At 56.7% G+C, this 14,101-nt stretch carries 18 protein-coding genes; 1 reads left to right on the top strand and 17 read right to left on the bottom strand.

Features of this window, described 5'->3' with window-relative positions; translation table 11 throughout:
- Positions 1–48 precede the first annotated feature (48 nt).
- The 9 genes from AC6CHM_RS09830 to AC6CHM_RS09790 form a co-directional block, all read right to left on the bottom strand.
- The gene (locus AC6CHM_RS09830) at positions 49–1,080 is read right to left on the bottom strand and encodes a major capsid protein (RefSeq protein ID WP_498172944.1); all 1,032 of its coding nucleotides are present in this window, start codon (positions 1,078–1,080) and stop codon (positions 49–51) included.
- Between the two features lie 72 nt (positions 1,081–1,152).
- Positions 1,153–1,509, bottom strand: a complete 357-nt coding sequence (locus AC6CHM_RS09825; RefSeq protein WP_498172943.1) for a head decoration protein — start codon at positions 1,507–1,509, stop codon at positions 1,153–1,155.
- A 70-nt stretch (positions 1,510–1,579) separates the two neighbouring features.
- On the bottom strand, positions 1,580–2,083 hold the full coding sequence (locus AC6CHM_RS09820; RefSeq protein WP_498172942.1) for a hypothetical protein: 504 nt from the start codon (positions 2,081–2,083) through the stop codon (positions 1,580–1,582).
- 38 nt (positions 2,084–2,121) lie between these two features.
- On the bottom strand, positions 2,122–3,024 hold the full coding sequence (locus tag AC6CHM_RS09815) for a S49 family peptidase (protein WP_498172940.1): 903 nt from the start codon (positions 3,022–3,024) through the stop codon (positions 2,122–2,124).
- Entirely contained in the window at positions 3,021–4,655 is a 1,635-nt protein-coding gene (locus tag AC6CHM_RS09810; RefSeq protein WP_498172938.1) for a phage portal protein, read from the bottom strand. The genes AC6CHM_RS09815 and AC6CHM_RS09810 overlap by 4 nt, the downstream gene beginning before the upstream one ends.
- On the bottom strand, positions 4,652–4,876 hold the full coding sequence (gpW, locus tag AC6CHM_RS09805) for a gpW family head-tail joining protein (protein ID WP_498172937.1): 225 nt from the start codon (positions 4,874–4,876) through the stop codon (positions 4,652–4,654). The genes AC6CHM_RS09810 and gpW overlap by 4 nt, the downstream gene beginning before the upstream one ends.
- A 17-nt stretch (positions 4,877–4,893) precedes the next feature.
- Positions 4,894–6,927, bottom strand: coding sequence for a phage terminase large subunit family protein (locus AC6CHM_RS09800; RefSeq protein ID WP_498172935.1), 2,034 nt, complete (start codon positions 6,925–6,927; stop codon positions 4,894–4,896).
- Positions 6,924–7,577: a hypothetical protein gene (locus AC6CHM_RS09795; protein WP_498172934.1), complete on the bottom strand. Its 654-nt coding sequence runs from the start codon at positions 7,575–7,577 to the stop codon at positions 6,924–6,926. Before AC6CHM_RS09795 ends, AC6CHM_RS09800 begins: the two co-directional genes overlap by 4 nt.
- Before the next feature lie 221 nt (positions 7,578–7,798).
- Positions 7,799–8,590 carry a hypothetical protein gene (locus AC6CHM_RS09790; protein WP_498172932.1) on the bottom strand — a complete coding sequence of 264 codons (792 nt, stop codon included), beginning with the start codon at positions 8,588–8,590 and terminating at the stop codon, positions 7,799–7,801.
- A gap of 32 nt (positions 8,591–8,622) precedes the next feature.
- On the opposite strand from AC6CHM_RS09790, the gene AC6CHM_RS09785 reads away from it, so the two are divergent.
- Positions 8,623–9,141, top strand: a complete 519-nt coding sequence (locus AC6CHM_RS09785; protein ID WP_498172930.1) for a DUF2569 family protein — start codon at positions 8,623–8,625, stop codon at positions 9,139–9,141.
- A 151-nt stretch (positions 9,142–9,292) separates the two neighbouring features.
- Here AC6CHM_RS09785 and nusG read toward each other — a convergent pair whose 3' ends face one another.
- The 8 genes from nusG to AC6CHM_RS09745 are packed head-to-tail and all read right to left on the bottom strand — an operon-like array spanning position 9,293 to position 14,035.
- Positions 9,293–9,949: a transcription termination/antitermination protein NusG gene (gene nusG, locus AC6CHM_RS09780; RefSeq protein ID WP_498172929.1), complete on the bottom strand. Its 657-nt coding sequence runs from the start codon at positions 9,947–9,949 to the stop codon at positions 9,293–9,295.
- Positions 9,933–11,138, bottom strand: coding sequence for a helix-turn-helix domain-containing protein (locus AC6CHM_RS09775; RefSeq protein WP_498172927.1), 1,206 nt, complete (start codon positions 11,136–11,138; stop codon positions 9,933–9,935). The genes nusG and AC6CHM_RS09775 overlap by 17 nt, the downstream gene beginning before the upstream one ends.
- The gene (locus tag AC6CHM_RS09770) at positions 11,135–11,656 is read right to left on the bottom strand and encodes a hypothetical protein (protein WP_498172925.1); all 522 of its coding nucleotides are present in this window, start codon (positions 11,654–11,656) and stop codon (positions 11,135–11,137) included. Before AC6CHM_RS09770 ends, AC6CHM_RS09775 begins: the two co-directional genes overlap by 4 nt.
- Positions 11,649–11,951 carry a hypothetical protein gene (locus AC6CHM_RS09765; RefSeq protein ID WP_498172923.1) on the bottom strand — a complete coding sequence of 101 codons (303 nt, stop codon included), beginning with the start codon at positions 11,949–11,951 and terminating at the stop codon, positions 11,649–11,651. The genes AC6CHM_RS09770 and AC6CHM_RS09765 overlap by 8 nt, the downstream gene beginning before the upstream one ends.
- Positions 11,948–12,244, bottom strand: coding sequence for a hypothetical protein (locus AC6CHM_RS09760; RefSeq protein ID WP_498172922.1), 297 nt, complete (start codon positions 12,242–12,244; stop codon positions 11,948–11,950). The genes AC6CHM_RS09765 and AC6CHM_RS09760 overlap by 4 nt, the downstream gene beginning before the upstream one ends.
- Entirely contained in the window at positions 12,241–13,395 is a 1,155-nt protein-coding gene (locus AC6CHM_RS09755; protein WP_498172921.1) for a Spo0J and IME4 domain-containing protein, read from the bottom strand. The genes AC6CHM_RS09760 and AC6CHM_RS09755 overlap by 4 nt, the downstream gene beginning before the upstream one ends.
- Complete coding sequence (locus AC6CHM_RS09750) at positions 13,392–13,580, bottom strand: GcrA family cell cycle regulator (RefSeq protein ID WP_498172919.1); 189 nt, start codon at positions 13,578–13,580, stop codon at positions 13,392–13,394. Before AC6CHM_RS09750 ends, AC6CHM_RS09755 begins: the two co-directional genes overlap by 4 nt.
- Entirely contained in the window at positions 13,577–14,035 is a 459-nt protein-coding gene (locus tag AC6CHM_RS09745) for a phage regulatory CII family protein (RefSeq protein ID WP_498172918.1), read from the bottom strand. The genes AC6CHM_RS09750 and AC6CHM_RS09745 overlap by 4 nt, the downstream gene beginning before the upstream one ends.
- Between the last annotated feature and the right edge of the window lie 66 nt (positions 14,036–14,101).

Below are 14,101 nucleotides of genomic sequence, written 5' to 3'. Positions count from 1 at the left end.
GGCGATCGCTGCACCGCTGGGGGTGCAGCGATCTGGAATTCCGCTCGGTTAGCGGACGGACACGAACATCGAGGCGGATGGATCGCCCGGCACTGGCAATGGTGCCGACTGGGTCATGACCATGGTTGCCGAAGGATCGGGCTGGACCCACATTTTCGGAAAACGAGAAAGCGGCTGCAATTGAGCTTCCACATCCTGAATGGCGCCATGCGCCATGAACCCCTGCAATTGCGACGGCGCAATCACGCCGACACCATAGCTCGGCCAGACATCGATGTTGTTGCCCGCATCATCCTGGAACTTCTGTGTGTACTGCCAGAAATTGAACTGACCGACCGTGCCGAGGTAAATCGCGACCATGTCCTCGCTGCCAGCGGCGACAGGGCCGAACTGGAATTCACCGCCCTGTTGGCGGCGGTTGTCGAGGATGGTGCGGATTTCTTCGTCGGACTGTACAAGTTCGGCAGCTTCCGCACCAAGAATGATTTCCGTTACAGCACCGCCTGATGCAGTTGCGACCGTGGTTGCCCACGAACGCAGAGTGCCGCGAATGGAAACACCCGCCTCGCCCCAACGGCTTGCTCCGGCAAGAGCAAGGGTCTGACCGGCAGGACGGCCATAATCGATTTCAACGGTCGGATAATCCTCGCCGGTGACAACGATCTTGCCGGTGCGCAGCGCTTCCGCCGCCATGATTTCCTCGCGGCGGGTGATTTCGTCATCCTGATCGGCAAGGATATCGGTGACTGTCTGGAGATAACGTTCCTGAGCTGTCAGATTGCCATTGATAGGCTCTCCGGGGCGACGGCGGAAACCTTCACCGGGACGAACTGTGTTCTTTGGCTTGAGGTACGCAGGGGTGAATGTCGAGGTCTGACGGCCACGGATGGCGCGTTCCCGGCCCGGAATGAGCGGCGACACGTAAGGCGCGATGTTACGCCGACGCTTGAGTTTATCGAAAGCGATTTCCTCGCTGTCCGACTGGAATCCATTCGGGAAAAATGTATCCCGGATGAATGCAGTCGGACGATCGCGCGACTCAATAACAGTAAGCAGCGCGGTTGTGCTGAACAGATTCATGTCAAAAGTTCCTTCTTGAAGCACCGCTTGTCTGAGCGTGCGATTGAGAAAAAGGGGATGTAAGGCTGGCGCTTAAGCGAGCGTGCGGACGTAAAGCGAAGCGTCAGCCGTGCGGAATGCGGCTTCTACGGTCGCAGCGGTATGACCCGCCCCGTAGATGAGCTTGGATGCATCGAGCTCCGCCGAGGTGTAGACGCGCTTGGCAACGTCGCCTGCGGTGGCGTCAACGTCCACAGCCGCAACAACTGCAGGAACCTGCGAACCGTCAGCCGCCGCCGACAGCGATACGACGTACTTATCGGATGCGGTGATGCGGCCAAGCACGGCACCACGTTTGATGTTCTGCCCGCTGGCGATAACGACCGTGCGGACAACGACCGGATGATCGCCGACGAGCAGATCGCCGGGTGTGTAATGTTCTGTTGGCATGTCAAAGTCTCCTTTTGGGACTTGAAAGATGATGGATGGATCATTCGCTCGCGCTGAATGCGCGAGGCGGTTACTTCTTCTTGCGCGCTTCGTTGCGGGCTTTGGCGTGTGCAATCAAAGCGGCATCGCCGGTCAGGGCGGACGGCGTCTTGCCGCCATTGCCGAGCGCTGGAACACGACCCTGCATGCGGCTTGCAAGGCCCGGACCTTGCGAAGGCGCGGAAGCAGAAAGCGTCGCGACAGCCTGCTTGGCGCTCATGCCTGTATTGAAAGCAAGGTGGGCGGCAAGGGTTGGATTGGCATCGGCTTTTGAGCTGCCGAGAATTGCTGCCATGCGCGAGCGCTCTGCCTTGCGACCCTTGGCAAACTCGCCATCTTTCTTTTCGTCGTCGGGATTTTCTTCATCACCCTCGGCCTCTTCAGGCTCGTCCTCATCCTCGACGGGAATGGTTTCATCGTCTTCGGCCTCTTCAGGCTTTGTTTCTTCTTCCAAATCCTCGGGCTTTTCTTCCTCAAGGCGTGAACGGTTGACCCGACCGCCGACTGCGGCCCGGATTGCGCTTGCAAGCGACATCGGCTTTTCCTTTGAAACGTTGGGATTGTTGGTTCAGATCAGGATGCGGATGCATCCATTGCCGCGACGAAAGCGCGAAAGGCTTCCTTCGGCCGGCCCACGGCATCAGCAAGGCCGATATCGACCGCCGCCTGTCCACGGTAGGTGTCCGCCTCGGTAGCGAGGGCGGATTGCGATGTGATCCGGTCACCGCGATAGCGGGCAACCGTCTCGGCAAATGTCACACGCATCGCCTCAAGATCGGCGATATAGGTGTTGTATTCTTCCTCGCTCATAGCCTCGAACATGCCCGGCTTGGCTTTTTTGGCACCGGCGCGAAGGATTGTGACTTCCAGCCCTTCCTTCTTTGCCCATCCCGACAGGTCGACATGCATGGTGATGACGCCGATCGAACCGGCAAAACCGGTTTCGGGAATGATGATCTGGCGGCAGGCGGAGGCGAGCAGATAAGCGGCAGAACAGGCATGATCGGTCAAAATGGCGATGGTCGGCTTGACCTGACTTAATTCATAAATTTCTTCGGCACAGGCAAAACAGCCATCAACTTCGCCGCCAAAACTGTCGACTTCATAGACAGCGGCGGTAACATCGGCGCTGGCGCGGGCATCGGCGGTCTGTACGGAAATTCCTTCATAGCTGGTCATGCCGGAAGATTTGCCGATCCATGACCCCTTGTTGACAAGCGAGCCTTCCGCCTCAATCAAAGCAACACTGCCAATCATCTTCGGCCCGCTGTAAACCTTCTCGCCAGTCCATCCGTCGCGAAGCTGGCGCACCGGCTCGGCAAGCGCGCCCATTTCGATCGACGAATGCACGTCGACAGATTGCCCCAAAACGCGCGGCCCGAAAGCGCGGGCAATGACATCGCCCTTCGCGGCATGCAGCATCAACGGGGTATTGAAGAGGCGCGCGGCGATTTCTGGCATTGCGAACGGCGTCATTTCTTTTCCTCTTCGTCATTGTCGCGAGTGGGTTCAGCAGCAAAGCGCGAGACGACACCGGCACTTGCTGTTTCGCCGGAGGTAACACCGTGTTTGGCTGCAAATTTAAGTTCGCGGGATCGCTGCAGAATATCCTCTTTCCAGTCGCGGCCCTGTTCGGCAGCTTCCGATTCTTGCGTGGTGAGGCCAGTGGCAAGGCGAATGGCAGCGGCTTTCGCTTCCTTCTCTGGATCAACCCAGCCGCGACCGGCTCCGATCCATGCGGCCCGTGCCCATGCAACCGGGTTAGCCTCGAAGGAAACTGCATTTGCAGGCAGTTTGATGCGGCGCTGATCGAACACTTCTTCCAGCCAGGCCATGTAGATCGGCTGCATGAAGCCATGGGCAAAATTGGTTTTGCGCGAGGTCAGCCCGCGCCAGATTTCCAGAAGCGCTGCGCGAGCGCTGGAATAATTGACCTTCGACCAGTCCATGGTGAGCTGCTCATAGGTCAGCCCGATCGCCGACGCGACGTTGCGCAGGGCAGCATTGACGAACACCTCAAAGGCAACGTTCGGATGCTCGGATTTGGTGAATGTGACTTCCTCGCCGGGATTGAGGAAGTTGATCTGCGCGCCTTTCAGGCGGATCGGATCAGCCTTGTACGCTGCTCCCTGCGCTGCGGCCTGCGCTTCATAGAGGGCATTCACTGCCTTGGATGGTTCGGCTGCACCAATACTGTCGGCAAGCTGATCCATATCAAGCGGCGTCGAAATGAATGCGGCCATAACGGCATTGAGCGATGCAGCCTGCAATTCATAATCATTGTAATCGGAAACCTGTTTGAGCGATTGCAGAACCGACGCCCATGGTGACGGCCCACGGGTCATACCGGCGCGGCTCGCCTCAAAGGCATGAACGGCAAGCGGCCTGCCCCACTCTGTTTCCTTCTCCACGCGGTCCCATATGAATGCATCACGCAATGGCCGAGCGATATCGCCGGGATGCGATCGGCGCACATGATAGGCAATCGGCGCACCATAAGCGTCAATCTCGACCCCATCGCGCATGATGTCGCTGTCTACAACGCCGTAAGGATTGCAGATACGCGCCGGATCAATCACATGGACGCAGGTTCCATAGCCATTGGCACCCATACGATAAGGCAAGACGGCAAAGGCTTCTCCGTCAGAAAAGCGATGACGAGCTGCAAGGCCGAGGATTCCTGCTACAGATTTGGTGCGCTCTGCGTCAAACCAGTTGCCGGGATCAGTTGCAACATCGGACCACAGCGCCTCAATCTGGTCGCCGATCTCGTCTGCCTGATCGGCATCAATGCCCAGCGTGCGAAAATTCGGCTGAGATGACAGCCGCCAGCCCGAGCCGATAATTGTATCTACAAGACGCGAGACACCGGCAGACGCCCAGCCGTTGTTGCGAACAGCATCCTGCACGCGATCGGAAATAAAATCACGCGAGAAGCTGAGCGCAGACTGGCCCGACCAAGTGCCCGGCTGCCAACTCGCCATGGAAGCATGATCCGTTCCCGCCGCCTGATAGGCAGAGTTCATGGCATATTGGCGACGCGCTGTCGCCCGAACCTCGGGCGGCAAAGGCTGGCCGTTGGCATCGAAAAGAACAATCTGGTTCATCCGAATATTACCCTGCGGGCTGGAGTGCGCGGGCGAACACCAAGGCCAAGCTGTGCCTTCAGGTCGGCGATATAGGCGCGCAGACGACCTTCGTCAGCAGTCGAGAACGTGGCGCTTTCACCCTGATAGCTCAAAGACACGGTTGCCCTGCCAGTGATCAACTGATGCAAAGCCGTTTCGGCTTCATCCAGACGCATCTGGAGAACTGCACGATCAACCATTAATGACGCTCCTGTAATCAAGCCCTGCGGGCGGCACGCGCCTGCGCTCTGGCAATCGCCTGCGCAACGAGCGGACTGACTTTCGTTTCTGTTTTTGTGGTCGTCACGCTCGATTGGCGTGGGTTGTGCAACTGATCTTCCAGATCGAGCTGGACAGGTGCCGGCTCATTGGCGAGACGCTCGGCAAGTGCGTCCCATTCATCTTCCGTCCAAAAGTTGACACCGATGCGCAGCGCCGCCGCCTGCGCCTGGTTCATCATATCGAGGATTTCGTTGCGCATTCCCGCAGGCAACGTCCACTCATAGTGAACGTGGCCGGATTTTTTGCTCTTCTTGGCAACACGCCGCTCCGATGTTGCCTGCTTGTAAAATTCGTCGCCGAGGCCTTCAACGAAATCGATGTAGCCGGTCTGCTCTGGATCTTCCTTGCGGTAGGAACGATAGAGACCTGCCTTCATCACCGCCTGATTGAAGTTGAAAAAGCGCCGTGAATATTTGAGCGGCTTACCCTTGCGGTCTTTTTCTTTCTTCACCTGCGCCAGCATTGGCGAGGTTTCGCGGTTGTCACCACGCACCATGATCACATCAGTGATCGGGTGACGCCGTGCCCATTCCCACACATCTTCCGTATAGGCATTGCCGTCGATTGCAGCGAGGTCGGCGCGGCGCTTGTTGCCATATGTGTCCGGCCATTCCCGCTTGATGATCTGGTCAAGCGCCGCTTTTACCTGCGGTTCGGAAATATGCCCGGAGTGTTCTACGAAGCCCGGAAGCCCCTTGCCTGCCCGCTCATCAATGACACCGCAATCTATGACGCAACTGTAGCGGTTCTTGCCCCAGCCACGCACGAGCCATTCGACACGGTCACCCTGCACGTCAATGCCGATTGTTACAATCAAGGCGCGCGGCGGGATAACACCGCGTTTGTACTTGAGCTGTTCGGCCCGTTCGCGCAGGATTTCCCAGCCGATCGCCTCGCCTTCGGTCTCGAATGCAAGGCCAAGCCAGTCATTCCAGAAAACCTGCTCGGCCCCGGCCTTCTTGCCTTTATCGTCGGGACCGCCGCGCTGGACATTCAGCCAGGCACGCGCCAGAGCCTCCCATGATTCAAGCGGCGAATAGGCAACCCAGATATGGAAAGAGCGGTGATAGCGCGCACGCTCGGGGTATTTCGCAACCCATTTCGCCCCGTTTTCCGGCGCAACCATCCATGCCCGGTGATGTTCCTTGATTTCAGCACCGCAGGATACGCAGTAGAAGCACGCCTTCTCGGGATGCTCCGGATCAATGTGGTCGCGCATCTGCTCCCATTCGAGCGGTTGCAGGTGACGGCAATGCGGACAGGGAACATGATAGCGTTCCTGCGTTCCCTGATCATAATTCGCTGAAATCCGGCAGCCCGGCGATATCAGCGGTGTCGATATCTTCAGGAGCTTGGCATTGAGAAACGCTTTCGAGCGGCTTTCCGCCTGACTCTCAGGATCGCCCGCATCATTGTCCTGCCATTTCGACAGATCGTCCTGCACCTGTTTGCGCGGCGAGATCATCGAAAGGCCGGATGGTGAGTTGGCACCCGCCGCCTGAATAGCGCCCCTTCCGTCGGCGCGTTCTTTGTAGTGGATCGAATTGCCGCCATCGCGGCTCTTTTCAGGAAACAATGCCGTCAACGCAGTCGTTTCGCGAATGAGCGGCATCAATTTCTGTTTCGACCAACGCGACGCATTCTCTTCGGTCGGATGGACATAGAGAAAATCGCAAGGGTCCATGTCGATGGTCCCGAGCGTGAAGATGTTGGCCAGTACCGTGCCGCCGACCTGCGCAGATTTTGCGATCGAGACAACACGGCAAGGGTCTTCCGGCGACAGCGCGCGGAGGATTTCCGAGAAGAACGGAAACAGCGCCTCATTATATGGCCCCGGATACTGGGTGATGCGTTCCGAGAACACGATGTTCTGTTTCGCCCATGCCAGATAATCAACAGGCGGCGGTGGCTCGCATTCCTGCCCCAGTATCTCGAAAACAAGACGGCGCGGATTAACCAGATAGCTCATGCCGCCTCATCATCGCGATCGTCGCTAGCAGGATCATCGACGGTCAACGGCTCATCGGCGGCCTGCGCCTTGAATTCACCAGCTGCCCGAACCCGTACCGCCCGAAAGGCCTTTTGCAGGTGATGCTGAACATCACGCTGCGGAATATCAAACTGTGCGGCAATTGCCGCCGCCATATCGACAAGCCCGCTTTCCATAACGCGGAAAGCTACTGCCACCGCTCTGGTCATTTCCGACCTAACATCCTCAGTCAGCATGTAGCGGCCAACGGCAAGCGCTTCATCGCGCTTGGCGCGGGCGGTCTGGAAGCGGGCCTGCTCTAGTTTCTCGCGCGCGATCTGTTCGGCGATGACATCGGTCGGAAACCGGAGTGCCGGTTGCTGCGCGGCGGCTACCGTATCCGGGGTTTCGCTTGATGTCCCGAGCCGCGTGGTCATCCCGTTCGAACCGACACGCTGCGCAACATCAAGCCGTCCGGTTAGTTGCGCCCTCGCCTTATCAACGATGATCTTGGCATTGCGGCCCTCGCCCTCGATCGCATCCCGTGTGATCTGCCCGGCTGCGATGTACTGCGAGACGCGGCCCGGCGTGACATTCAACAGCCGCGCAAACTCTCCCTTGCTCACAATCTGGCCGGTCGGCATTTCCATTTGAAAATTCCTCAAGCGCAATAGCGAACAGGTGCGCAGTCTGTCCGGATGTGATTGCGAGTTGAGCGATCCTTTAGCCCTGACTTTAGCTGTTTAGGCTCTGCTCTTTAGGCTTCAATTTCAGGGTCAGACTGACGAAGGGTCGCGGCGCGAAATACCCGCAGACCGATCTGCACAGGAAGGACCCCAAATGATTCCGGATGGTTTTGAGGCCGGTTGGCTCACCTTGCGAGGGCTTTGCCTATCGCCTCGGCAAAGTATTGAGGGAACTTGCGCTCTGCGATGGTCTGCACGGTCAGCTGAAAATCAATCTTCTTCGAATAGCTGCGCATCTTCACAAACAGCAACAAGGGCTTGATCCCGTTGTCACGCGGATCGCGCTGCCAAACACCCGGAAACAGACTGGAAGTTCTGGCGGGCACGAAGAACCGCGCATTGCGATAGCTCTTGTTCCGCTTGGCCGAGGCATCGGTGCGCTTGCGGTTGAAACCTTCGGTGCGCGCATTGATCTGAAGGTCAGCAAGAATGCGAACGATCAGCGCAACGCGAACGTTTCCGTACTGATCAAGCGGACAATCCTTTGCAGGCACAGCATAATATCCCGATGGCAATAGCCCGGCAGACTGCAACTGCACTTCGAAGGACTTGAGATTGCGCTGGCCACCAAAGAACTGAGGCGTGAGGAAGTTTGCAGGCGGTGTCGAGTTCTTTGCCCACGATTTGCCCGCGATGATAACCGTTGAGGTCAGCTTGTTCTTTGTCGCTTGCTCGTAGGCTACACCCTTCTTGGCGAATGGTGTCACCCGGTCTAGCTGCTGATCCATCTGGCTCTGAACTTCCAGACGACCGACAGCGGCTGTCCTGTTCAACGCTGCTATCGTTGCTTCCGGCAGAACCGACCGCTCGACGCGATCAAGAAAACGTTCCCAACCCTTGGTATCGAAGTTGAGAAAGGCCGCAGTACCCGCATTGGACGATGGACTGGAGAGAGACGACGTGACATCTAGTGACATATCAAACTTCACAATGGAGCGACCGGAAATCTATGAGCGACGAAAACTCCACAACGGTCTGGTCTAAACCTATAGGTGGATGGCTCATCCTCATCGTTATATTGCTGGCTAAACAAGCGTGGGATGGAATTCATGGATCTCTACTTGCCCTGATTGTGAACCTTCATGTGTTTCACAAATACGGGCGATGGGCGATGAATGAGGTCATTCCCCAAGTTGGTTGGTATGGCAATCTCACAACCATCCAGCTGTTCACAACCAGCCTGTTGGCGCTATTCGTTTTGAAACTGACGTTGACCAGCAGTGAGAGAGCCCCAAAGTGGATAATTGGCTACACTGTCTTTAATGCGGTTTTCTCGGCTGCTGTCGTTGCGCTACTTTGGGCGTCCGATGCGTATCATACTCGAACGTACAACGATTTTCTCAAAGGATCGATCAGGGAGAGCATCGTGAATATTGCCCTGTGCGCAGCCGTGATCCTGTATATGATCTTCTCTACGCGAGTCAGGCAGACTTTTGTCCGCCCCGATAAAACCGCTGCTGTAGAATGAACACCTAATCATTGCGTAGCACTTGGGGAGAAGCTATCCGCCTATTGGCATTCGCTTCTCTGAAGGTCCGCAGGGAGTTCTACCTTTCGGCATCTCACCGTCTCGGAAGCTTGCGCTTCACTGTCTACGGGTCATCTGGCAGGATTCGCTACTAGACTTTTTCGAATTGATCAAGTTCCATTTCAACGGGCGTGGCGCGACCGAATAATTCAACTTCAACCTGCGCACGCCCCTTCTCTCGACACTCAATGACCAGCCCCAGGAATGATGAGAACGGCCCGTCAACCACCCGAACCTTCTCACCGGCTTTGAATGCCGATGAAGCCTTATCCTTATCACCCTGCATGGCGCTCTCAATTGCCAGTTTTTCCATGAATTTGTTGATGTTTTTCACATCAACCGGCAGCGGTTTTTGACCGTCACCAAGGATCGCTTCAACGCCTTTTACCGCCTTCAAACCGGCCCAACTATCAGGGCTCGGCACTATGAAAACAAACAGATAACCACGACAGGCCAGCACCTCTTTCATGATCTTTGGAGCGCTTTTCCGCGCCGCCATCTGCTGTGTGTAAGTCGGAATCCACGACTGGATACCCGCCTCCAACAGAAGATTGTGCACAGCTTTATCGCTCCCGGTAGTCACACGAATGACGTACCAGAGCCTCGTTGATTCGGGTTTTCCAGCAGCGGTTGCTAGAAACCGCTGCTGTATTGCTGACCGATTCGCCTGCCGTTCGCTGGCAATCCATGCCCGATCAAGGTTGATGGCAGCAGCTTTCTCGAGTTGTTTCTTATCGATTGCCATCATGATCATTCCCCAAAACAGCCTGCTTGAATGCATCTAACCGAGCCGGTCCACCGACCGGAAAATAGACAACCGGCTGTCTGCCGGGGTCTGGTATCCACGGCCAACCAGACTGCTCGTGATGAGTTTTCCATTCTTCGTACCGCGTGCTTCCAACCGGCACGGCCTCGACCCAATCCTTGAAAGCTTCCAGCGAGGCAGCGACCGCAACGCCCTGATGATTTGCTGCCCGTTCGTGCATGGTGTTGATGTGTGGCCAACCGGATTTAGCAAGGCTTTCCCGGCGCAGTTGGTCACTCAACCTGTCTGGATCGTCGCTGTTGCTGATCAGATGCTTCTGGAAAGCCGTAAACGACACGAATGGATTTTTTGGACCGGCGACGAGTTGTTTGGCGCGGGCGATTGCCCACAATGCGCCGAACGGTGCGGCGTCCAAGGTATCGGGTTTCTTGGTTTCCGAAGCGGGTGGAAGCTTTTCCCATCGCTTCTCCCGAAGATAGGTGTCGAAAGCACAAATGGTTTTCCTGCCACCCGCCTTGCCTGCAACGCTGATGTAATCCTGCATGCGCCCAACCGCTGCCTGTCGATCTGTTTCCGACAAGGCCAACCATTGCGCCATCGCTCTCGGTTCGGAATCGTCAATGTACGTTGGCCAAATCCGATGCGCTCGATTGCATTCCTTCCGCGCTTCCGCCTCATGGCTGGATTTTGCCTTTTCGGGATTTTCGCCCCCGCGCTCTCTCTCCCCGTTAAGAGGGGTCGTTAAAGAAGGGTCGTTAATAGGTGCCGGTCCAGAACCGGCAGGGGGTGCCGCCTCTAGACCGGCAGGGGGTGCCGATATACCGGCAGGGGTGCCGACATACCGGCAGGGGTCATCGGCGTCACAAATTGTCGTCGGATCAGGGTGTTTCGGATCGAGAATGACACGATAAATGTGTGCGCTATCCCGCCCGCTGTCAGTCTCCTGAACGTGCTTTTCAAGGTAACCGGTATCGACAAGGCGTTTGATGGATTCAAACACGGTGGCGCGCGCGCAATCCATTTCCTGCGCCATCTTAACTTGCGACCGGCGACACCAGCCAAGATCATCAGTGTGCCGTCCAAGCACGCATAGCACCTGCAAATCGCGCGGCTTGAGCGCCCTGTCAGTCGCTGCGCGTGCCGGAATAATAGAAAGTCGTGGGTGGTTCATCGGCTTGCCTTCCGCCACGCCTCAAAATCGGCGCGCAAGCTGCGCCACCGATCTGCCGCAGCCATATCGTTATTGAGTTCTTTCCGAGAGGAAATGGAGAGGATTGTACGCAACCGTTGCGCCACGCGGTCAGTCGTCAAAGGACGCTCCAGCCCGTGGCGATCTTCGAGAAAAGCCTTGAACGCTGGCTCTTCGCATTTCATGGCAGATTCCGCCGCAAAGTCTTTCGGGTCAGGCTGGCGAGGCTTTTGTACCTTATGAGGGGATCGTTGCCGCGCTGCCTCTATGGCGCGATTAATCAACAGCATCATGAATGCCATATCGGTTGGCGCGTTCGCGAAAAACTCAATCTCATCGGGTGAAGCGCCCTTGGAGAATTGCGCCACGATGCTGGTTTCGGTCGCCGTTTTGGCCTCGACAAACGTGTCAGCGCCACTCACAGCAACCAGCCATTGACACTCACCGAGCATAACTAGCCGATTACGTATCTGCCGGAGCTTCGCCGCTTCCTCATTCATGCGGCACCGCCGATTGTTTCACGCGCGACACACTGAAACAGCTTGAAATCGTTGGAGAAATGTAAAACGACCTAAACGAGATATTCATCCAGTCGCAGGCCGCGATGACCTTATGTGCCGCGACCGCCTGCCCGCTCGCCATCCTCGACAAATCAGCAGGCGTCACACCAATCAGATGAGCTAAAGCACGATACCCGCGCCCGTCATCCTGCAATCGGCCACGCAACAACAATCCAAAATTTCGCCAATCATAGTCCGCCCTGCCCATAGGTTCATCGAGGTGTGTTTCAGTCACTTGACCACCTCCTGCCCGCCGCCGTCGACCAGCCTGACGCCATGATCAGCTGGATAGATCTTGAGCGCTGCCCACACATTGTTTCGCGGTTTTGCTGCGCCCAAACGTCCCCGCCACGCCAGTTCAAGTTCGGCCTCAGTGACGCGGGCGGCGCGGCGCATATCAGCTTTGTAGCGCTTGATGGTTGCCGCACGTTCTGCACGAAGCGGTGCACTGAAGCAGCGATACGCCGCACCAGCTCGCAGGAAGAATTTCAGCATTTGCGGGGAGTATTGAGGAACAGGCTGGGTCATCCGGCTCCCCCGCCTGATTGATTGCCCCAAACCGACCAGCCGGGCCGAGCGGTACGAGCAAATAATTCAACTTTCGGAAGGTCCGGCCAGATGCGCTCAATCTGTTCTGCGAACCAAGCAGGCTTGGCGGAGTGCTCTTCCTTTATTTCGCTGTAAAGCGAGCGGGGTTGATTGCCGGGCAACGGCGCAGGAAACTGCCCTCGCTTGGCTATCAGGAGAATCTCGTGCTGGTTAAACCCCCAATAGCCTGTGCCTTGGTGAACCTTATCCCAAACCCACTCACTGACGTTTTCAAATCCCCAAAATTCAATCGTCGCCATTGAGTTGGCGCGATGCGGGACCGTGGTCCAACACAACATCAATGCCGTATCCGTCGCGAGCTGTTGTATTGGCAGAGCGCGGATTTCATCCCACGTCATCGTTGGATAGTGATTCTCGATGGATCGGTCACCGAAGCCGGAAACAAATCGCGTAGCCGGATCAAGATACAGGATGGGAAAACGCTGGTCGGTGACCAGCTCGCGGTTGCCTCTACTGATGCTTGCCAACTTTTCGTTTACCTCGGCAAACCGCAACCGGCGATGCTCCGCTCTGATTACTTTCGCTCGTGCAATAATCTCTCTTGCCTCTTGCTCAAGAGCGGCTTTCTGAGCCTCGCATGCAAGATGAGAAATCGCTTCGCCAGAGTGCACTGATATCTTGCCGTCGCGTATTGCGTCGGACAATTCCTGTACTCCGCGATCGCGCACGCGCTTAGCCGCTGCGATCGCCCTTTCGGAAATCGACAACGTTTTTGCGACACTCTTTTGGGTCTGCAAATTTGCAGACCCTTCCGAGTATTGATTGATACCGTTGGTCCAGTCGACAATGTTAGCGCCGACAATCGCCCGTTGACTAGCAGTCAGGTGGCGGCGATGCAGATTGTGCGATAGGACAAATCCGAGCGGGTCACTGCCCTCGTAATCAATGGTCAGCGGGTCGACTTCCGCCAGCTCGCATGCTTTCAGGCGATTTCGCCCGTCAAGGACCATGTCTTTATAAATGACGATTGGCTCTTCCTGACCGCGCGTCTTGATGTCGTCGGCCAGCTGCTGCAAGTCCACTTCGTCAATCATCGGAAAGAGGTTTGCGAGAGGATGCAACTCCATCATGCGGCCTCCGCAGGTTTGCGCTGATAGGCGAGCCGCGTGTGTGCAGCACAGTACCGGCTACCCTTCTCGCATACGTCAGCACAGAAATTGAAAGTGCCGCCAGCGGGCGGAGAATTGACAGGCCAGATGCAGTCGCGATCTTCTAGCGCCAACAGTGGTACATTTTGAAAACCGTACTTGCTCATTGCTGATCGACCTTTGCTTCAAGCGCCGACAGGACAGCGCGAGCGTCCGCGATTTCCCGCTTGATATTGGCCCGTTCGGATGCTGAAAGCTGGCCATCTGCCAATGCGTTGCCGATGACTTTGCTCACGTCATTGCCTTCGCTGATCCAACGGCAGAGGTCGGAAATACCCAAAGTTCCCGCAGTATCACTCGGGGTTGCCTTGATCAGGTCGTAACCCTGCGCAGACGCAAAGGCGCGCGCGATAACCGGTTCCCCGGACGCCAGATCAATGTCCAGCGCGACATCCAGCGGGATATACCGCTCCAGTTCATGCGGTGCGATGTAGAGAGACAATGCCGCATCACTCACCCGCGTGACCTGTGAAACGAACTTGCCGCCACCACAGGTTTCAATTGCGATACGGGGAGCAATCTTGAGGGTAACGCGCTGCTTATCGGATGATGTCCTAGTCATGAAGTCACCTCAGAAATGCTGCGCGCCCCGGCTGGGAGGAGGACGCCGGGGCGCGCTTTTCCGTTC

Source organism: Phyllobacterium sp. GQ127 (assembly GCF_059758635.1).
This window is presented reverse-complemented; position numbering and strand designations above follow the sequence as displayed.